Annotated in this window: 19 protein-coding genes and 2 pseudogenes; 14 read left to right on the forward strand and 7 right to left on the reverse strand. The window is 38.3% G+C overall.

The annotated features are described in order from the left end of the window. The first annotated feature begins 94 nt into the window (after positions 1 to 94). Together TOL5_RS12135 and TOL5_RS12140 are read left to right on the forward strand one after the other, a co-directional pair. Positions 95 to 802 carry a Crp/Fnr family transcriptional regulator gene (locus tag TOL5_RS12135; protein ID WP_046759812.1) on the forward strand — a complete coding sequence of 236 codons (708 nt, stop codon included), beginning with the start codon at positions 95 to 97 and terminating at the stop codon, positions 800 to 802. A 163-nt stretch (positions 803 to 965) separates the two neighbouring features. Beyond that, on the forward strand, positions 966 to 1,364 hold the full coding sequence (locus TOL5_RS12140; protein WP_121775544.1) for a hypothetical protein: 399 nt from the start codon (positions 966 to 968) through the stop codon (positions 1,362 to 1,364). Between the two features lie 67 nt (positions 1,365 to 1,431). Here the strand turns inward: TOL5_RS12140 and TOL5_RS12145 are convergent, their stop codons facing one another. Continuing rightward, positions 1,432 to 1,914 (reverse strand): hypothetical protein, encoded by a 483-nt coding sequence (locus TOL5_RS12145; RefSeq protein ID WP_121775543.1) that lies wholly within the window; start codon positions 1,912 to 1,914, stop codon positions 1,432 to 1,434. Between the two features lie 103 nt (positions 1,915 to 2,017). On the opposite strand from TOL5_RS12145, the gene TOL5_RS12150 reads away from it, so the two are divergent. The 6 genes from TOL5_RS12150 (at position 2,018) to dapC (ending at position 9,384) form a co-directional block, all read left to right on the forward strand. Next, entirely contained in the window at positions 2,018 to 2,755 is a 738-nt protein-coding gene (locus TOL5_RS12150) for an AzlC family ABC transporter permease (protein WP_058971890.1), read from the forward strand. Between the two features lies 1 nt (position 2,756). After that, complete coding sequence (gene ygaH, locus TOL5_RS12155) at positions 2,757 to 3,092, forward strand: L-valine transporter subunit YgaH (protein ID WP_004831065.1); 336 nt, start codon at positions 2,757 to 2,759, stop codon at positions 3,090 to 3,092. A 514-nt stretch (positions 3,093 to 3,606) separates the two neighbouring features. After that, a complete protein-coding gene (locus TOL5_RS12160; protein ID WP_009586611.1) occupies positions 3,607 to 4,122 on the forward strand; it encodes a metal-dependent hydrolase in 516 nt (171 codons plus the stop codon). Between the two features lie 162 nt (positions 4,123 to 4,284). Further along, the gene (gene purT / locus TOL5_RS12165; RefSeq protein WP_042087302.1) at positions 4,285 to 5,493 is read left to right on the forward strand and encodes a formate-dependent phosphoribosylglycinamide formyltransferase; all 1,209 of its coding nucleotides are present in this window, start codon (positions 4,285 to 4,287) and stop codon (positions 5,491 to 5,493) included. Positions 5,494 to 5,519: 26 nt separating this feature from the next. Next, positions 5,520 to 8,186, forward strand: a complete 2,667-nt coding sequence (gene glnD / locus TOL5_RS12170; protein WP_004831069.1) for a [protein-PII] uridylyltransferase — start codon at positions 5,520 to 5,522, stop codon at positions 8,184 to 8,186. Positions 8,187 to 8,214: 28 nt separating this feature from the next. Beyond that, positions 8,215 to 9,384 (forward strand): succinyldiaminopimelate transaminase, encoded by a 1,170-nt coding sequence (gene dapC / locus TOL5_RS12175; RefSeq protein ID WP_121775542.1) that lies wholly within the window; start codon positions 8,215 to 8,217, stop codon positions 9,382 to 9,384. A 46-nt stretch (positions 9,385 to 9,430) separates the two neighbouring features. Here dapC and TOL5_RS12180 read toward each other — a convergent pair. Then, a pseudogene (locus TOL5_RS12180) lies at positions 9,431 to 9,658 on the reverse strand (TonB-dependent siderophore receptor); the annotation flags it as partial. On the opposite strand from TOL5_RS12180, the pseudogene TOL5_RS12185 reads away from it, so the two are divergent. After that, positions 9,653 to 9,801, forward strand: a pseudogene (locus tag TOL5_RS12185) (IS5/IS1182 family transposase); the annotation flags it as partial. The pseudogenes TOL5_RS12180 and TOL5_RS12185 overlap by 6 nt on opposite strands. Positions 9,802 to 9,881: 80 nt before the next feature. Here the strand turns inward: TOL5_RS12185 and TOL5_RS12190 are convergent. After that, entirely contained in the window at positions 9,882 to 10,517 is a 636-nt protein-coding gene (locus TOL5_RS12190; protein ID WP_121775541.1) for a LysE family translocator, read from the reverse strand. A gap of 531 nt (positions 10,518 to 11,048) precedes the next feature. On the opposite strand from TOL5_RS12190, the gene TOL5_RS12195 reads away from it, so the two are divergent. The 4 genes from TOL5_RS12195 (at position 11,049) to TOL5_RS12210 (ending at position 16,895) form a co-directional block, all read left to right on the forward strand. Next, positions 11,049 to 11,633 (forward strand): cold shock domain-containing protein, encoded by a 585-nt coding sequence (locus tag TOL5_RS12195; protein WP_200026472.1) that lies wholly within the window; start codon positions 11,049 to 11,051, stop codon positions 11,631 to 11,633. Between the two features lie 92 nt (positions 11,634 to 11,725). After that, complete coding sequence (locus TOL5_RS12200) at positions 11,726 to 12,205, forward strand: GNAT family N-acetyltransferase (protein WP_004831073.1); 480 nt, start codon at positions 11,726 to 11,728, stop codon at positions 12,203 to 12,205. Between the two features lie 354 nt (positions 12,206 to 12,559). Continuing rightward, positions 12,560 to 13,735, forward strand: a complete 1,176-nt coding sequence (locus TOL5_RS12205; RefSeq protein ID WP_151781615.1) for an efflux RND transporter periplasmic adaptor subunit — start codon at positions 12,560 to 12,562, stop codon at positions 13,733 to 13,735. A 1-nt stretch (position 13,736) separates the two neighbouring features. Continuing rightward, a complete protein-coding gene (locus TOL5_RS12210) occupies positions 13,737 to 16,895 on the forward strand; it encodes an efflux RND transporter permease subunit (protein WP_221260350.1) in 3,159 nt (1,052 codons plus the stop codon). Positions 16,896 to 16,970: 75 nt separating this feature from the next. Here TOL5_RS12210 and TOL5_RS12215 read toward each other — a convergent pair whose 3' ends face one another. The 4 genes from TOL5_RS12215 to msrB form a co-directional block, all read right to left on the reverse strand. Continuing rightward, complete coding sequence (locus TOL5_RS12215) at positions 16,971 to 17,591, reverse strand: LysE family translocator (RefSeq protein WP_121775538.1); 621 nt, start codon at positions 17,589 to 17,591, stop codon at positions 16,971 to 16,973. Positions 17,592 to 17,664: 73 nt separating this feature from the next. Further along, a complete protein-coding gene (locus TOL5_RS12220) occupies positions 17,665 to 18,510 on the reverse strand; it encodes an AraC family transcriptional regulator (RefSeq protein ID WP_198114553.1) in 846 nt (281 codons plus the stop codon). A 35-nt stretch (positions 18,511 to 18,545) separates the two neighbouring features. Then, a complete protein-coding gene (locus TOL5_RS12225; RefSeq protein ID WP_004831079.1) occupies positions 18,546 to 19,028 on the reverse strand; it encodes a glutathione peroxidase in 483 nt (160 codons plus the stop codon). Then, positions 19,025 to 19,444, reverse strand: a complete 420-nt coding sequence (gene msrB, locus TOL5_RS12230) for a peptide-methionine (R)-S-oxide reductase MsrB (RefSeq protein WP_004831080.1) — start codon at positions 19,442 to 19,444, stop codon at positions 19,025 to 19,027. Before msrB ends, TOL5_RS12225 begins: the two co-directional genes overlap by 4 nt. Before the next feature lie 151 nt (positions 19,445 to 19,595). On the opposite strand from msrB, the gene TOL5_RS12235 reads away from it, so the two are divergent. Further along, entirely contained in the window at positions 19,596 to 20,831 is a 1,236-nt protein-coding gene (locus TOL5_RS12235; protein WP_004831081.1) for a pyridoxal phosphate-dependent aminotransferase, read from the forward strand. Positions 20,832 to 20,844: the final 13 nt, after the last annotated feature.

A 20,844-nucleotide genomic window follows, 5' to 3' on the forward strand; every position in this document is an offset into this window, starting at 1 on the left:
ACTTGATCACTAAAACTGTGATGATTGGTCCAATATGGTGTGATACAACTGAAATATCATATAAACGCGTAGCAGAATAAAAAAAGGAACTTTTGTGCTGAACTTAACAGATCTTGAATTATTAAATAAAAATATCTGGTACGCTCAATTACCTGCACCATTCCAGCAATTTATCCAACAACATTCAAATTATCAAACATTTGAACGAGATCAGGCAATTTTTAGATCTGGTGATACGTTTAATGGTATTTATGCTGTTTTAGATGGTCGGGTGCGCTTAGGTTATATCGATATTGAAGGCAATGAATCTGTTGCTGCAATCGTAGAACCAATCATGTGGTTTGGAGAAATATCTTTAGTAGACCAGCAGCCACGTTCGCATGATGCAATTGCTGTTGGTAAATGTGTGATTTTGCATATCCCTAGCTTGATTATGAACGACTTTCTAGCTCAACATCCCCAATACTGGTTCCATATCGCGCAACTCACCAGTCAAAAACTTCGTTTTGCTTTCTTAGAACTGATTTCGATTCAAACACAGCATATACAACAGCGTTTAGCGCAACGCTTAATGTTTATTTTGAATGGTTATGGAAACCATGCATACATTGAAAAGAACACCATTCATTTGTCTCAAGATCAATTGGCTCTCATGTTGAAATGTTCAAGACAAACCATCAATCAAGAATTACACTTACTGGAACAACAAGGTATTCTAAAAATTGCTTTTAAAAAAATAGAAATTTTAGATATCAATCAGTTACACGCTATTGCCCATTCAATCAATGAATCTTCACATTAAAATAACTGCGCGGTATTTTTCAGTTAAGATTAAAACAAGCTTAAATAGCTGGAATATATAATCATTTTATAAATAAAATATACAATTTGTGTATTCTACTTATGAAAAAATAGATTTATATTTTATTCAGGCGCTAATGCCATCTCAATAAAAGTTGAAATAAATGAAAAAAATCACAACTCTTCTCACGGCGGGTCTATTCACAGTGCTTAGTGCTTCTGCTTTTGCATGTCCTAAAGGTACAACATTAGTCGGTGGGACTGGTCCGAATCATAAAGGCGGAAAATGTGTAGCTGCCAATCCTGCGGCGCAAACAGCATCTAAAGCATCGACTACTGCAACGAAAGCAAAAGCAGATACCACCAAAGCAGTTGAAGCAAAACCAAAAGATGCCAAAGCTGTGGTAAAAACTGAAACTGCTGCAACCAAGGCAAAAGCAGAAACTGCTACAAAAGTGAAGACTGATGCAGCAGCGAAGGCAAAAACTGATACAGCTGCAAAAGCGGCAATGACTAAAGACAAAGCGGTTAAAACAGCGTCAACCAATCCTTTAAAACCTTGATTGTCGCAACACAATCAAGTTAAACCATAAAAATGGCGCTTCATCTGCGCCATTTTTACATACTTGATTAGAAAATATTATTATTCGCCTTAGTATTTCCTAAACTAGGGTTATCAATTGCATCTTTACACTGTGCTTTATCACGCTCATATTGCGCCTGATTTTTCTGCATTTCACCATCTTTCTCAAGCGTCGAACGCGCCCAATTGTCTAAGCTGTTCATGGCTTTACGACATAAAGCATATTTTCCTTCAGTCACAGAGTCAGTCATTTTGACATTGATTCGCCAATCCGTACTCAACTTACGAATCGGTTTTCGCACATTGTCTTCTATTAGATTTAATTGTTTTCGATAAACATAAGGTTCAACTTGGTTAATTAACGCCCAAGCTGCATGAGCATATGTGGTTGCGTCATTGGTAAGTTTTGGCGCAGCTTTGATTTCGACCTTTTGCTGAGGTTCAGAAGATGAATTACCACATGCTTGTAAACCTAAAACACCTAAAATCAAGGTCATACTCAATAATAATTTCGACTGATTTGCGAACATAAAGTCACGCCTAAATAAACATTTCACTCCTATGCTAGTAAATTCAGGTAGAATACTCAATCTTGATTTTACCTTTTGTTTTACTCTGGTTTTTAGGTGTCCTGTGTCCGAGCACAATCCTCCAGTCCAAATCGCTGGCTTTTGGCAAGGCGCGAAAGATAGCCAAGCCATTATTTTTACCTACCTTCCTGTTTCTTTTGCCTTTGGCGTATCGGCAACTCAATTCGGGTTTAGTGCGTGGGAAGCACTCTTTTTGTCATGCTCCATGTATGCTGGTGCAAGTCAGTTTCTGGTGGTGGCATTATTAGGGAGTGGTACATCCATATGGATGACCGCACTCACCGTAATTGCCTTAGATATTCGTCATGTGCTTTATGGTCCAGCCTTACAAAACCTCATTCAAGATCGTTTAAACTTAAAAAAGACCGCAGTTTGGGCTTGGGGACTAACGGATGAAGTATTTGCCGCAGGTATGATCAAACTGTCGCAACGTCGTCAAGAGTGGTCAGAATCATGGATGTTAGGACTCAGCCTATTTAGCTGGATGTCATGGGCACTTGGTTCATTTTTAGGTGGATTATTTGCTGATCAAGTCACGCATTTGCCTCAGTTCTTACAAGCGGCATTAGATTTCCTACTTCCTGCTTTGTTCTTGAGCTTTTTATTAGCCGCTTTTGAAAGAAAGCATACTTTTGTGGTTTTTGTCTCTTTAGTCGTTTCGGCTATGGCGTGTTATTTTATCAATATGTCAGCAGCAATTTTTATCGGTATTGCATCAGGTATTTTGGCGGGATTATTTAAATATTACATTTTAAAACAAAAAGATGAAGTGAGCATTTAACATGGACTTACATATTATTCTGGTCGGTATTTTGGTGGGTATTGCAAACTTTGCCTCTCGCTTTGGTCCCTTTTATTTATTGCAAAAAAGCCAGCAACACCAACAGTCACGTGGCTCAACATGGCTAAAAATAGCATTGGGCAGTATTGGTATTGCAGCGATCAGCTCAATGTTGATTGTTGCAACTCTTCCCCCGTTAATTGAAACGCCCAATAAGAGTTTTGCGATGTTCGTCGGTTTTGTGGTACTGACAGGGTTGTACTTTAAATTTAAACGAATCGTTTTAGCGACGCTTATTGCAGCACTCGCCTATGGTTTGGTCTATACCTATGTTTAACATTCATCATGCTAAACCTCCTTCAAAAATCACCATTTAAATGATGAAATCATTTCATTGAATGGAGAGGTGTTTTTAAAATAAAGAATCTTTTTGACCAACAATTTGGGAATTCTTAATTTTCATCACATTGTTTAAAGCACATTATAAAAACACATTAGGCTTCCTGCTGTAGTCAAAAAATGAGCATTCAATACTTTTAAATATTGATAAAATATAAATGTGGTCTTTATACGGTAACACGAGATGGATGTTGCGATTGTCGAATGGAGGATATGAACAAAAACAAGGAACTACGTTATTTTCAGTGTAAGAATACGGTTAAAAAATGAGGTGAGCAAAGTGAAGCATCGCCTCAGTAAAACAAATAATTTAAACTTAAGATGTTAAGCGTGGCATTGCAAACTTGATCTTTGTACATATCATTTCTATGTTATGCTAAATGTTTCATGATTGATAAAACTTAACCACATTTAAAAAATCATCCTAAAGCTTATTTCGCAAGATTTCTATTATGTTCATTGCACACTTACCTTCGGGTTATATTCTTGCCCGACTTCTTCATCAAAAATTCAAACAAACTAAAATCAGCCACAAAGCATTCTTTAGCATCATTATGCTTGGCGCTATCTTCCCAGATATAGATCTATTTTATTTTTATTTGTTTGACCACCGTTCTGTGCATCACCACAAATATTTTTTACATTGGTTTTCTTTTTGGATTCCAATTTTTGTTATTGCTTTAATTTATTTAGTGAAAACAAAATACAACTCTAAAATCGCATGGATGTTCAGCCTTTTTGCATCTGCCGCACTATTACATATTTTCTTAGATACTTTTGTCGGTGATGTTTGGCTATTTGCCCCTTTTATTGACCAGCCCTACGTCTTCTTTGAAGTTAGCGCACGTTATCAACCGTGGTGGCTCAACTTTATTTTTCATTGGTCTTTTTTTGTTGAAATTCTCATTTGTATCATTGCATTGATACTTTTTATTCAAAAAAGGAAAAAATTAAAAAAATCAATTTAGCCATTTTTTTTATGCGAAGCCTTGGAACACTTAAAAAAGTAGCGGCTTAACTTATATAAAAAAATCTGTTAGACAATATCATTATTTTATGTGAATCAACCCTGAACAGATGCCTGACTTCTGCTATGCTAACAATCCATAAGACAAGCATGGAAGAATCGCATGAGCGTGACTATTGGTACCCCACTTCAATCATCTGCGTATAAAGTTTTATTGTTGGGTTCAGGTGAACTGGGTAAAGAGGTGGTGATTTCATTACAACGACTTGGTGTAGAAGTCCATGCGGCAGACCGCTACGAAAATGCACCTGCCATGCAAGTTGCTCATTTTTCTTATGCCTTAAATATGGCAGATGCAAATGAACTTAAAGCTTTAATCGAAAAAGTTAAACCTCATCTGATTGTTCCAGAAATTGAAGCGATTGCCACGCAAGTCTTGGTGGAAATTGAACAACAAAATATTGCCACTGTCATTCCTTCTGCTCAAGCAGTAAATCTGACCATGAATCGTGAAGGAATTCGACGTTTGGCTGCGGAAGAATTAGGCTTACCTACTTCTGCTTATCGTTTTGCAAATACTTTAGAAAGTTTCCGTTCTGCTTGTGATGATATTGGTTATCCGAACTTTGTAAAACCAGTGATGTCTTCTTCTGGTAAAGGACAATCTCGAGTAAAAGAATATGCTGAAGTCGATGCTGCTTGGGAATATGCACAAACAGGTGGTCGTGTAAACCAGGGCACAGTGATTGTCGAATCTCAAATTGACTTTGATTTTGAAATTACTTTACTTACTGTACGTGCGAAAAACCCTGAAACGGGTGAAATTGAGACCTCCTTTTGCGACCCGATTGGGCATCGTCAAGATGCAGGAGACTATGTAGAAAGCTGGCAACCTCAAATCATGACTGAAGCCGCTTTAAATGAAGCAAAACGTATTGCCAATAAAGTCACTGTAGCCTTAGGCGGTTGTGGTATTTTTGGGGTAGAACTGTTTGTAAAAGGCGATAAAGTATGGTTTAGTGAGGTGTCACCTCGCCCACACGATACTGGTTTAGTTACACTTGCATCTCAATTCCAAAGTGAATTTGAATTGCATGCTCGTGCTATTTTAGGTTTGCCTGTCAATACCGAACGCCATAGTGTTGCCGCAAGTGCTGTGATCTATGCAGGTACCGATGCGAATAATCTTTCATTCTCTGGCTTAAATCTTGCTTTGCAAAACCCTGCTACAGATCTACGTCTTTTTGGTAAACCTGAAGGATTTAAACGTCGTCGTATGGGCGTTGCAACTGCCCGTGCCGAAACGACAGACCAAGCACGTGAACTTGCACAAGAAGCAGCATCAAAAGTGACTGTTCATTTAAACAAATAGCCTATAAATTTGCGGACAAAATATCCATGATCAACACCTCTCCTCTGTTGGAATATGTAAGCGACAACAACGACATTAAAGCAATCAATCAATGGCGTAGTGATGTCGAACAACAGTTAAATGAGGCTTATGATCATGGAACAACCATACGTGAAATCGTTCGTGCTCGTTCAAATGTCGTAGATGAAGCCCTGATGTTTTTATGGAAACATTCGGGTTTAGATCAAACAGATTTAGGTTTGTTTGCTGTAGGTGGATATGGTCGACGTGAGATGTTGCCCTACTCTGATGTAGACATCATGATTTTGTCGGAGGAAGACCTTTCCCCTGAACAAGAGCAGATCGTCACACAGTTTATTTCAACATTATGGGATGTGGGCAATTTCAAACCAGGTATCAGTGTACGTACCATCCGCAGTTGCTTTGAACAAGCCACGACTGATCTGACTGTAGCCACTTCTCTTATTGAAGCGCGCTTAATTATTGGTAATCAGCATTTAGCAAGATGGCCACGTCGAGTTGTTTCTCAGACTTGGACTGACAAAACGTTCTTTGATGCAAAAATGGCTGAACAAGCGCACCGCTATGCACAGCACAACAACACAGAAAGTAACTTAGAACCCGATATCAAAAATGCGCCGGGTGGTATTCGAGACATCAATCAAATTGGGTGGATTGCAAAACGTCATTTTCGCGTAAATCGTATTTACGATTTGGTTCATTTAGGTTTTATTTCTGAATTTGAGTTAGGCGTACTTGAAGAGGCTGAAAATTTTCTATGGGAAATTCGCCACCACTTGCACCGTTTAACCAAGCGTGATGAAAACCGTTTATTGTTTGATTATCAGCGTGATATTGCGGCTAAATTTGGCTATACACGAGAGGATGCCCATCATCCAAACTATCCGATTGAACAGTTCATGAAACGTTACTATCGGACAGCTCAACAGGTTTCCACGTTAAATGAAATGTTATTGGCATATTTCAATGAGTCAGTAATTACACCACGCTTACCAGACTATGAGCGTAAAATTGAAAATATTAACGAACACTTCAAGCTGGTGGATGGCAAACTTGCGGTCCAACAACACAAAACATTCTCAGAAAATCCAAGTGCTATTTTAGAAATTTTCTATATCTTGGCAAATCGTCCTGAAATTGAAGGCATTCGTGCACGTACTTTACGTCTGTTGACTTTAGCCGCAAAACGAATTGATCAGGCTTTCCGAGATAATCCAAATCATCAAGCTTTGTTCATGGCAATTATTCGCTCACCGTATCGTTTATATGAAACGATGGTCGCGATGAAACGTTATGGAGTATTGGGCAACTATATTCCTGCATTTGGGCAAATTATGGGGCTAATGCAATATGACTTATTCCATATCTATACCGTCGATGCACATACGTTACTGTTAATCCGCAATTTAAATCGCTTTAAAGAGCCAGAGTTTGCCAAAGATTACCCTGTTGTAAGTTCAGTTTTTCAGCGTTTAGTCCGCCGTGATATCGTTTTCCTTGCTGCAATATTCCATGATATTGCCAAAGGACGTGGCGGTGACCACAGTGAACTGGGTGCTGAAGATGCGATTGAATTCTGTTTGGCACATGGATTTACCGAGCGTGAATGTAATTTGGTGGCTTGGCTGATCCAAAATCATTTATTGATGTCGATGACTGCACAGAAAAAAGATATCTCTGACCCCGATGTAGTTAAAGAGTTTGCAGAAAAACTCGGGGATATGGAGCATTTAGATTATCTATACACACTGACTGTTGCAGATATCAATGCAACCAATCCAAAACTTTGGAACACTTGGCGCTCTTCTTTAATGCGTCAACTGTATACACATGCACGTGATGTGATTCGTTCAGGCTTAGGTCGTCCAGTGGACTACCAAATGCTGATTGAGGATACTAAATTTTCAGCAAGTGAAGTATTGGTAGATGAATTCCCACTCGATCAAGTGGAAAAAGTTTGGCAAGAGTTGGGAGACGAGTACTTTCTCAAAGAATCAGCAGATGAAATTGCATGGCATACCCGCGCCATTTTGCAGCACGGCGACAACCCTGCACCATTAGTGCTCATGCGTGCGCATCGAAAAGCAGCACAGGATGCTGTTCAGATCTTTATTTACACTCAAGATCAACCTAACTTGTTTGCAACCACTGTTGCTATTTTAGATCGTATGAATCTTGACGTTCAAGATGCGCGTATTATCACTGCAACCAAAGCATTTAGTTTAGATACATATGTCGTTCTAGATCGTTTTGGTACTTTATTAACTGATCCAGAACGTGAAAACACGGTCAAACAGGCTTTAATTAAAGCCTTATCTGAATCAGATAAATACCCTGGTCTAATGCAGCGTCGCATTCCACGCCAACTTCGTCATTTTGATATTGAAAATACGGTTGATGTAACACTCAATGAAGCGTTACAGCAAAACATGGTTGAAATTTCAACTCTCGACCAACCCGGTTTACTTGCACGTGTTGGTGGTTTATTTATGATGCAAGGTTTAGATATCCATTCAGCTCGAATTGCTACACTTGGCGAAAAAGCAGAAGATATTTTCTTCGTCACTAAAAAAGATGGCACTCCTCTTACAGAAACAGAAGCAGAAGTCTTTACCGCAAAATTAAAAGCGGCACTGGATGAAGCATCAAATCAAATCTGTGGGCAACATTAATCTTTAATTCTATTGTGGTAATTGTTTCATGAACGCTAGTTTGTCTTTATTACATCCCTATCCATTTGAAAAGTTAGCGCAACTTTTTCAGGATGTAAAACCCGCAGATTTACCTTTGATTCCACTTTCTATTGGTGAGCCGAAGCATCCTGCACCTGAGTTTGTGAAGCAAGCGATCATTGATAATTTTCAGCATCTTTCAACTTATCCCAATAGTAAAGGTTTAGTTGAACTACGTGAAAGTATTGCACAATGGTTGAGTCGTCGCTTTCATCTCAACAGTATCAGTGCTGAAGATCATGTAATTCCTGTAACAGGCACCCGTGAAGGGATTTTTTCCTTTGTCCAAGCATTGATTAATCGTGATGATGCACCTTATGTGGTGATGCCGAATCCGTTTTATCAAATTTATGAAGGTGCAACACTTTTAGCAGGTGCTCAGCCCTACTTTATCAACTGTACCGAAGAAAATGGTTATCTCGGTGATTTCGATGCTGTCCCTGCTGAAGTTTGGGAAAAAACCGCACTCTTGTTTGTTTGCACACCCGGCAATCCTACTGGTGCAGTCCTTTCAAAAGAGCAACTTAAAAAGCTGATTGCGCTTTCTGATCAATATGGTTTTGTGATTGCCTCTGATGAATGTTATTCAGAGTTGTGGTTTGATCAAGCTCCTACTGGCTTACTCGAAGTCTGTGCAGAATTAGGACGCGATGATTATAAAAACTGTATTGTATTCCATTCGCTCTCTAAGCGTTCTAATTTACCGGGTATGCGTTCAGGCTTTGTGGCTGGCGATGCGGCATTACTCAAACCTTATTTAAAATTCCGTACTTATCACGGCGCTGCGATGCCTGTTCAACATCAATTGGCTTCGATTGTTGCTTGGAACGATGAGTCACATGTTGAAGAAAACCGTCAGTTATATCGGGCAAAATTTGAGTTGTTTCAAAATGAATTAGGTCATCTTTTACCTTTACAAAAACCAGACGCTGGTTTTTATTACTGGTTAAAAGTCGATCATGATGAAAACTTTGCCAAGATGCTCATGGAAAAAGCCAATATTAAAGTTTTACCTGGTCGCTACCTCTCGCGTGATACTGCACAAGGTAATCCGGGTGAAGGTCATGTCCGTATGGCACTGGTTGCAGATATTGCACAATGTGAACAAGTGATACAACGTCTAAAAGCAATTTTGTAAACCACAATAAAAATGCCCCAATCAAGGGGCATTTTTATGACTGCTATTAGAAATCAAAAGCAGCACTTAGCATGAATGTTCGAGGTTGCCCTGCAACCAAATATCCATTGTTGGTATTTGACGTACTCTTGATGTTGTCATATAAGCCAACAGATGACCAATCATTTTTATCAAACACATTATTCACACGGAAGTTAAACGTAGTCGGAGTTTGACTCAGTTTAGTTTTATATGTTGCACCAAGATCAAGCGTTGTCCAATCACCTACTGGTATTTATATAAAATCAAGCACTTTGTAGAAAATATGTTTGTAGATTAAAGCAATATAGAGGAATAGCCACTCGATATGAGAAGTTTAAACGGAACTATAAAATTTCTGTTGTATTCGCCTGTATATTGATGGCTCTTGTAGGTTAAGTTATCAATACTAAATATCAACAGATCCTAAGCTACATTTAGCTTATTCATTCAATATTGTTAAAAAAAAGATTTGACGGCTATGCATTTTTTTTACTCAATAAAAGTGCAAATCCTGCTATTCCAAGCATCCCACTACAAATTTTATTAAACATTTTTTTTGCAGTCCTGGTTGAAAGTAACTTTTGGAGATTTAATCCTAAAAATGCATAAATACTTATCGCTACTATTTCTAAAATAATAAAAACAACTCCAAGTATTAAAAACTGTTCACCAACAGGCTCACTAGAAGATACAAATTGAGGTAAAAATGCTGTAAAAATTAAAATTGCCTTTGGATTACCACCAGCAACAATAAACTCATGTCGCATAAGTGAAAGCTTACTAGGCTTTTTCACTAAAGATTTTTCACCATGTATAACCTGTTCTTCAGGTTCAATACGCCACAATTGGATAGCTAAATATATTAAGTACAATGCACCTAATACTTTAATAAAAAGAAATAAGATCTTTGATGTTGTAATAATTGTCGCCAAGCCTGCAGATGCTAAAAATATCATTATCACGAATGCAAATAAACGACCGATTCCTCCGACGAAGGAAGAGCTAAACCCATAATGAACAGCATTATGAACTGATAACATATTGTTAGAGCCTGGGATCATATTTAAAGCAAAACATGCTGGAATAAAAACTAATAAAGTTGTCCACGTCATTTTAAATTACCAAACCTCACCCCAATCTCTAAATTCAAATTTTTAATAGAGATAGGAAATACCATATTTAACATAAAATCTTTTATATCACCCTTCAAAAAACGAACTTTATACTAAAAGCTGAGCTATTGAAAATAATGAGTGTTTTACAGAATTTAGATTTTAGAATTCATTAAAATAGTTAGCTTAAGCATCTAGCCAGATATAATATTTCTTGGCTTTTATAAAATCAAGCAATAAACGCCACTGTAAGATAGTTTGATTTTCTTAAATTACTAAGTAAAAAACCTCTTTACATATAAAGTGCTCCTCTAATTAGGTACTCTTCATTTAAATCAAAGGGTTAATTAAGTTGTATAAAAGTGTTGATTAAAACAGTACTTATCTTAATTAAACTTTCGATATAGTTGAATTTAAAAGTTTATATGAGGCTTATTTTATTTCGATTATAAACTCAGACATTCAATTTTTCATTTAAAAATGATATCTTTGCTCACCATATTTACCTAAAAATCAATGTTGCAGAATCATATGTTTAAAGAGGGACAAATTAAGGTTTACAATGAAAATAAAGGTTATGGCTTCATCCAACGTGAAGATCATGAGAAAGATTTATTTTTTCATATCAGTGATTTTCCTTATAAGCAATTCCCTCCAAGAATCGGAGAAAAATTAAAATTTCGAATTGTGAGTGAAAACGGAAGAATAAAAGCTGAAAATATTATTCGTTTAGATTTTAAGATCGAAGATAAACAAAGTCCAAGTTATAGTAAGCGCCAAATTCGGTCGCAATATAAGAAGAGAAAACCACAGGAAAAGAGCCTCAATTTACTTGAATTTTTTATTGGTGTATTTATATTCTTGGTATTTCTAGCTGTCTTAATTCCATTTTTATCAGGGATATATAAAAGAGAGTCTTTAAAAAGACAAGCTGTTGTTCCTGTTGAAAAAATTTCATCTACCGCAACTAATTCAGTTCCACAATATCGTTGTGATGGACGTGTTTACTGTAGTGAGATGAAATCATATGACGAAGCAGTATTTTTTATAAATAATTGCTCAGGAACAAAAATGGACGGTGATGGAGATGGGGTGCCATGCGAAAGTCAATTCTGATACTTCTCCGTAAATTTAATTATAGTTTGGTTTTAAAAGCTTTCTAAAGGGCTTTCATGTATATACCCACACTCTCAATAAAGGAAAATAAATTGAATATTAAGTTTGATCGTTTAAAAAATATTAGCAACCAAGATATTATTGAGCTGAATACAAATGAACGTGTACTCAAACAGATGCCTTTAGCAAATGGGGTTATTTTTGATGAAGAAAAATGTATTGCTTGGGTTAAAGAAAAAGAACAGCAATGGATTGAATATGGTTATGGTCCATGGGCTTTTATTGTAGATGGAAAATTTGCTGGTTGGGGCGGTATGCAGTATGAAGACGGCGATGCAGACTTAGCTTTAGTACTACATCCTCAGTATTGGGGATTAGGTAAACAAATTTTTAATGAAATTATTAAAAGAGCTTTTACTGAAATGGGTTTTGAGTCAATCACAATTCTATTACCTCCAACAAGGACAAAGTTGAAAGGAATTTTTTTACTAGGCTTTGTGATTGATAGAGAAATTATCATAAGTGGTAAACGTTTTATAAGATACAGACTACATAAATCAGTCACCCTTTAATGTAATGGATCTTACATAAATTAGCACTCATCTAAGAGCCTTATTCTTCGTATCATTCAAAGTGCTACTTTCATGGGCAATTTGATTTTACTACTTCGCTATTTTTTAATCTAAAAGTGTCAACACACCCTAAAAACATAGAAATAATTTCAACATAGTAAAATGCAGCTTCACGTTCTTTTATCAAACTTTAAATATCCTAATCCCGAGTATGTTCAAGATAAAAAAATACACATTTAAATTTGAAAAATATCACAGATACAACCCACTCAAAGCTTGACCAAACCTAGATCGTTTAGAGATACTGCACTATCTTTACCTATTTAAAAAACTAAAATGAAATCGCATGACCCAATGCAAATAAAACGCATAAATTCAAAAATCTGGATCGTTGTTGCAGTGATTGTTATTGTTTTAGTGGTGATTTTCTTTGCATGGAAATCTTCAAATAAAAAACAAGTTTCTTCACAAAATGTAGATACACCCTCGTCGAATACCAAACCCTCTCTCACCGTTACAGTGGTACAGCCTGAGCTTCAAAATTGGAAACAAAACTTTACCGCCAATGGAAATATTGCTGCTTGGCAAGAAGTCGTCATCGGTAGTGAACTGTCTGGACAGCGCATAACCAAAGTCAATGTCAATGTTGGTGATTCAGTTCAACGTGGGCAAGTACTTGCTGAAATCAATAGCGAAAGTATTCGTGCTGAACTAGCTACAGCAAAAGCCAATTATGCTGAAGCAAAAGCCGTACTTGCAGATGCAATTCTCAATAATCAACGTATCCAACAACTTAAAAATACTGGCGCAATCTCTCAACAGGAAGCTACTCAATATCTGACTTCACGGAATACAGCTCAAGCTCGTCTGGATGCTGCGAAGGCACAAATTGATAGCAATCAACTCCGCTTAACACAAACCCAAGTCATTGCTCCTGATCACGGCGTAATTTCTGCACGTACTGCGACTGTGGGTTCTTTAGCACAAACTGGTCAAGAGTTGTTTCGCTTAATTCGTGATAATCGTTTGGAATGGCGCGCTGAAGTTACCTCCACTGATTTATATAAACTAGCGAAAGGTATGACAGCCCAAATTACTTCGCCTGATCCTTCTCGATCTGCTGTTCAAGGGACAGTAAGAATGATTGCACCAGTGATCGACCCACAAACACGCTATGGTTTGGTTTATGTCGATATTCCAACCACTGATGCAGTTCGTATGGGCATGTTTGTTAAGGGCGAATTTGATTTAGGTCAAAAACCCGCTTTAACTGTACCACAAACCGCAGTCTTGTTACGTGATGGTTTCTCTTATGTATTCATAGTGAATAAAGATAATCGTGTCTCTCAACAAAAAGTCAGCATTGGTAGACGTTTGAATGATCGAGTAGAAATTCTTGATTTACCTGCCAATACTCGAATTGTAGCCTCAGGAACAGGTTTCTTGGCAGATGGGGATTTGGTCAAACTGGGTCAAACCATTCCAGATACCCCGTTAACAAAACAACTTGTGGCTCCACAGGAGAAATAATATGAATTTCTCCGCTTGGTCAATTAAAAATCCAATTCCTGGCATTTTACTTTTCATTATGCTCGGATTGGCGGGTTTAATGTGTTTTCATTGGATGAAAATACAACAATTCCCTGATATTGAGTTGCCGATGGTCACTGTTACGGCGGCTCTACCCGGCGCTGCCCCACCTCAACTTGAAACAGAAGTAGCACGTAAAATTGAAAATTCAATTGCTACTCTACAAGGGCTTAAAAATCAATATACCAATATTCAAGATGGTGTGGTGGTTATTACTGCCGAGTTTCAGCTAGAAAAACCGTTGCAAGAAGCTGTCGATGATGTCCGCAATGCCGTTTCGCAAGTGCGTTCAGACTTACCAGCGGATTTACGTGACCCCATTGTCAGCAAAATCAATTTATCTGGCTCACCGATCCTGACCTACACCATTCAATCTCCTCGAATGGATGAAGAAACACTATCTTGGTTTGTCGATTACGATATTGCCCGTGCCATGTTAAAAGTCAAAGGGGTTGGCGCTGTTTCTCGGGTTGGAGGGGTTACTCGTCAAGTCGAAGTTGAACTCGACCCTGAAAAACTTTTAGCACTTAACGCGACAGCAACAGACATTACCCGTCAATTAAGACTGATTCAGCAAGAAGCTTCAGGTGGTCAAACCAAAATCGGAGGCAGTGAACAGTCCATCCGTACCATTGCAACCGTTAAAACTGCTGCTGAAATTGGTACTATGGATATCGCACTGAGCGATGGCAGACATATCCGTCTTGATCAGGTTGCTACTGTACGTGATGGCATTGCTGAACGACGTTCTGCAGCTTTATTAAATGGTCACCCTGTTATTGGATTCGAAATTACACGGAGTAAAGGTGCAAGCGAGGTTGAGGTTGAAACAGGCGTCAAAGTAGCATTGGATCAATTAAAAAAAGCTCATCCAGATATCAAAATCACCGAAGCATTTAACTTTGTAAATCCTGTGGTCGATAACTATAAAGGCTCGATGTCGCTCTTGTATGAGGGTGCAATTCTCGCCATTTTAGTGGTCTGGCTGTTTTTACGGGATTGGCGAGCAACCATCATTGCCGCAACAGCACTGCCCTTATCGATCTTACCTGCTTTGATCGGGATGTACTATCTCGGTTTCACCTTAAATACTGTCACGCTTTTAGCAATGTCATTGGTCGTCGGTATTTTGGTCGATGATGCTATTGTTGAAATTGAAAATATCATCCGGCATCTCAGGATGGGTAAAACACCCTATGAAGCTGCAATGGAGGCAGCAGATGAAATTGGTTTAGCCGTCATTGCCACAACATTTACTCTGATTGCAGTATTTTTACCGACAGCATTTATGAGTGGTATTGCAGGTAAATTCTTTGTTCAATTTGGTTGGACTGCTTCATTAGCAATTTTTGCCTCACTTTTAGTGGCGCGCTTGCTCACACCAATGATGTCAGCGTATATTCTCAAACCGTGGATCGGTAAAATAGAAACGCCACAGGTACAAGAAAATCAAATACAACATCCCAATGATCATGGGGATCTTGAGTTAGCACATGATCGTGCAAAAGATGGTCGTGTCATGCGAGCGTATATGCGAATGGTCACATGGTGTTTAAACCACCGTTGGATCACATTGGGCAGCGCTATTTTATTTTTTGTCGGCTCAATTATGCTGATTCCACTCTTACCAACGGGTTTTGTGCCACCGCCAGATACTGGACAAACCCAAGTACGAGTAGAGTTACCACCTGGCTCTCAGTTTCCTGATAGTTTGAAAGCAGCTGAATATGCACGCAATTTAATCAAAGATCATCCTGAAATTAAAAGTGTATACACCACAATTGGTGGTGGATCTTCAGGAACCGATCCATTTGCTGGTGGCGCTTCCAGTGAACCGAGAAAAGCCACCTTAACCATTCAAGTCACCGACCGCTCAGACCGCTCTGTCAGCTTACAAAAAATTGAAAATGATATACGCCAACGCTTGGCACCACTTCCAGGCGCACGTATTCAAGTCGGTATTGCAGGTAATAACAGTCAATATCAAATTGCACTTTCAGGGGATGATCCTGATGTTCTCATCAGCACAGCACGTCAAGTCGAACGTGAGATTCGCACCATACCTAATATTGGCAGTATTACGTCAAGTGCTGCATTAGTTCGTCCAGAATTAGTGATTCGTCCTGATTTTGCAAAAGCTGCTGATTTAGGCATCACCACTCAAAATATTGCTGAAACTGTTCGTATTGCCACTGCGGGTGATTTTGATCAGAACTTGGCAAAATTAAATCTGTCACAACGGCAAATTCCCATTGTGATCAAACTGCCTTTATCTGCACGCCAAGATCAAGACTTGATTAAGCGCTTGATGATTACAGGCAGTAAAGGTCCTGTGATGTTAGGTACGATTGCTCAGGTTAATATTGAAAGTGGTCCTTCACAAATCGACCGCTTTAATCGATTGCGCAATATCAATTTTAATATCGAACTCAATGATCAACCTTTAGGTGATGTTGCCAATGCAGTAGATCAACTTCCAACCATTAAAAACTTGCCACCTTCAGTAAAGCGTACCAACCTTGGTGATGCGGATGTGATGCAACAGCTATTTGAGAGCTTTGGTCTCGCCATGTTGACGGGTGTACTCTGTATCTACGTGGTGTTGGTATTATTGTTTAAAGACTTCTTACAACCCATCACCATTTTGGTTGCTTTACCTTTATCTCTGGGGGGTGCATTTGTATTGCTGCTTTTGGCAAAGAGCAGTTTTTCCATGCCAAGTCTGATCGGCTTGATTATGTTGATGGGTATTGCCAGTAAGAACTCAATCTTGTTGGTGGATTATGCCATTATCGCACGGAGTGAACGACAATATTCCCGTATCAATGCACTGCTCGATGCCTGTCATAAACGTGCGCGACCTATTATTATGACGACTTTAGCAATGGGTGCAGGAATGTTGCCAATTGCATTGGGTATTGGTACTGATCCAAGCTTTAGAGCGCCAATGGCAATTTCTGTGATTGGGGGGCTGATCACCAGTACTTTCCTCTCCTTACTGGTTATTCCTGTGGTATATACCTTTATTGATGACATTCACAATATATTGTTTAGACGCAATAAAACCACTAAACCATCAGAAGCTCCACTTTCACAGTGAAGGCTAAATATTAGGAAAAACGGGTAAATCAAAAAATAATGCCGATCTAAAGCAAAATTTAGATCGGCATTTCAATCAGCTAAACAACAACATCCCAGCAAATACGGCAAAACTTAACCCCGACAAATAATATATCGCTTTTATTTTCGATTGAAACCAATCCAACGCCTTTTTTTGGCTCATCAGATGAATCAACCATAAATTCCAAAATAATACGACACAGACCATCCATAAACTCACCAAGCATAATTGCCATGTTGTATAGGGTCGATAGATCACTAAAATGATTGTGCCGTAAAATAGAATATTTTTAGGATTTAAAACACTGGAGTGAATGCCATAAAACAATGATTTTAGTTTTTTAGGGACTTTCTGCACACTACTACTTACTTGAGTATCATGAGTAAAATCAGCATGCCATGCATATGTAAAGCAGCGATAGGATAAATAGCTTAAATAAATTATCCCACCCCATTTCACCACATCTAAAATAGCATGATGAAGTTGTCCCAGTATAAACAGTGAAATAAACACAAAGCCGATCACCATGATATTACCAACGACAATACCAAGACATACACATTTTGCCGCGTGTCGCCCTTCTCTAAATAATGTGGTTAAAATCAGAAAAAAATCAGGTCCGGGAGAAAGTAAAGCAATAAAATGTGTGACTGCAACAATTAAAAACAGGTCCATTAGCCGATTCCAAAAAATATTTAAATCAGCTTAGATATTTTTGGACCCGCTAATCTTGTAAAAAATTGCGCAATTATGCACTCAAAAATTGGGTCTGAAACTGTTTAGGTGTTATACCTGTATGGGATTTAAAAACATGGTGAAAATGGCTTTGATCGTTAAAGCCCAAGGCATGCGCAGTCTGAACGATTGTTTGACCCGACTTTAAAAGATGTCTGGCAGTATTTATTTTCTGATTAAGTTGGTAAGCATGTGGTGTAAGACCAAAATTATTTTTAAATAAGCGAATAATCGCATAACGGCTGATTCCCACCGCTTGACTTAATTCATCCAAAGAAAGAATGTGCTGACTTCGTTCAATTAAAGCAATCATTCTACTCAAATACTTTTGAAAATAATCGGATTGCTTTAAAAGATCCAACTCAAAATGTGACAGTAAAATTTCAGACAAGACTTCAACTAACTTTTGTTGCTTGAATGAAATGGATGAAGATGAATCAAACAATACCTCATTGAGTTGAGTGAACGACTGATAGGCATCTGAATGATGGATAATCTGAGGTTTTAATACCGGAACATGCTGAGGATAAAGTTGCTCAATATCCTCAACCAATTCTGAAAAGAGTTGAACAACCCAATGTGCATCCAAATGCATCATTTGATAACTCCAAACCTCATTTTCCAGTGGGTTACAGGAGTGCTCAATTTCTGCAGGAATAATGACCAAGCTACCTGCTTGTATTTGTTGATCCTGAGCAAAGTAACTGCTAAATCGACTGATACCACAATCCACAGCACCAATTGAAAATGTCGGATGACTATGGGATTTATAACAAATTCGACTCTGACATGCCCTACGTGTTTCAACATAGGGCATTTGTGGATCACTCCAAAATTCAACAGTTGTATCTGAGTACATCATCTTAGCAATTTGACTGAGATACACATGTATGATTATTCAGCCAAGGCTTTTTCAATGTCTTGCTCAATATCTTCAGGTTTGGTTGTAGGCGCGTAACGGTTGATCACTTCTCCTTTTTTGTTGATCAAGAATTTCGTAAAATTCCATTTAATGCCATTCCCCAAAATACCTTTACTGTTATTGGTTAAATAACGGAAAATCACATGTGCTTCTGGTCCTTTGACATTGACTTTGGCAAACATAGGAAATGAAACACCGTAGTTACGCTGGCAGTAGCTGCCAATTTGTTCATTGGTACCCGGATCTTGTCCACCAAATTGGTTGCAAGGAAACCCTAGAACCTCAAGTCCTTGATCTTTATATTTTTCATAAAGTTTTTCTAATCCTGCAAACTGTGGAGTGAAACCACATTTACTCGCAGTATTGACAATCAATAAAACTTTTCCTTGGTAATCTGAAAAAGATTTATTTTCACCCTCTAACAACTCAGCCTCGAACTGATAAATGTTGGTCATGGATACGTTTCCTCGTCGCCTTTTTCTTGTGATTTTAGTTCTAAAGAAGCGGAATTCACGCAATAGCGTAAGCCCGTCGGTTGTGGTCCATCTTCAAACACATGTCCCAAATGTGCGTCGCAATGATGGCATATAATTTCGACACGATCCATCCCATGAGAGTGATCATCTTGTTCTTCTATAACACTATTATTAATCGGTTTAAAAAAACTCGGCCATCCGCAACCACTGTCATATTTGGTGTCAGAGGTGAATAATTCTGTACCACAGCATCGACAAACATAGGTTCCATGCTGTTTAGTATTCCAATATTTACCTGTAAAAGGAGCCTCTGTGCCCTTTTGTCGGGTAATTTTAAATTCCTCTGGTGATAACTCTCTTTGCCATTCTCGGTCTGTTTTATTGAGTTTTCCCATCATTAAACTCCTTTAAATCTTTGACATTCAATGTCATGCTTCAGTACTTCCATATTTACGCTAGAGCTTGGAAAATTTCTAGCTAAATTTCAACATAGATTGTGATATTTCAGTAATCTATATTTTTAACTCAAAATAATTGGATAAGATTATGTCCGTTTTAGGTAACACAACCCCACGCGAAATCAAAAAATCGTCAAAGTTAGAGCATGTTTGCTACGACATTCGTGGACCAGTGTTACGAGCGGCCAATGAGATGGAAGAAGCTGGTCATAAAATTATTAAGCTCAATATTGGGAATCCCGCCCCGTTTGGCTTTGAAGCCCCTCAAGAAATTATCAATGATGTGGCTTTGAATTTACCGAATGCAGTCGGCTATACAGATTCCAAAGGTATTTTCCCGGCACGTAAGGCAATTTGTCAGTATTACCAGCAAAAAGGAATTTTGGATTTACATGTTAAAGATGTGTATATCGGAAATGGCGTATCTGAACTGATTGTTATGGCAATGCAAGGCTTATTGGATGATGGCGACGAAATGCTGGTTCCTATGCCTGATTATCCATTATGGACTGCTGCGGTAAATCTTTCGGGCGGTACTGCGATTCATTATAAGTGTGATGATCAAAACTATTGGTACCCAGACATTGCCGACATGGAAAGTAAAATCACACCAAATACTCGTGGTATTGTGGTCATTAACCCTAATAATCCAACAGGCTCGGTGTATCCACGTCATGTTTTAGAACAGATTGTTGCACTGGCTAAAAAATATGATCTGATTTTATTTGCAGACGAGATTTACGACAAAATCGTCTATGACGGTATCGAACACGTTTCTGTAGCTGCACTTGCAGGTAATCAGTTATGTATTTCTTTCAATGGTCTGTCTAAAGCATACCGTATCGCAGGTTACCGTTCAGGTTGGATGGCGATTACCGGTGATAAATCACGTGCTGCAGATTATATTGAAGGTTTAGACATGCTTGCGTCAATGCGTTTGTGTGCCAACCATCAAGCACAATATGCGATTCAAACAGCGTTAGGAGGTTATCAGTCGATTAATGACTTGATTCGTCCTGGTGGTCGTTTGTACGAACAACGTAATATCGCATGGGAAATGTTGAACGACATTCCAGGGGTATCTTGTGTTAAACCTGAAGGCGCAATGTACTGCTTCCCTAAACTTGATCCAGAAATTTATCCTATCGAAGATGATGAAAAATTCATGTTAGATTTCTTAAAAGCTGAAAAAGTTTTATTGGTACAAGGCACAGGTTTTAACTGGCCTACGCCTGATCATTTCCGCGTAGTTTTCCTGCCAGCTGAAAATGAGCTTCGTGAAGCAATGAACCGTTTAAGCCGTTTCTTGGCAAAAATGCGTTAATTTTCACCGATCC

The sequence above is a fragment of the Acinetobacter sp. Tol 5 genome (assembly GCF_019702905.1).
Taxonomy (GTDB): Bacteria; Pseudomonadota; Gammaproteobacteria; order Pseudomonadales; family Moraxellaceae; genus Acinetobacter; species Acinetobacter bereziniae.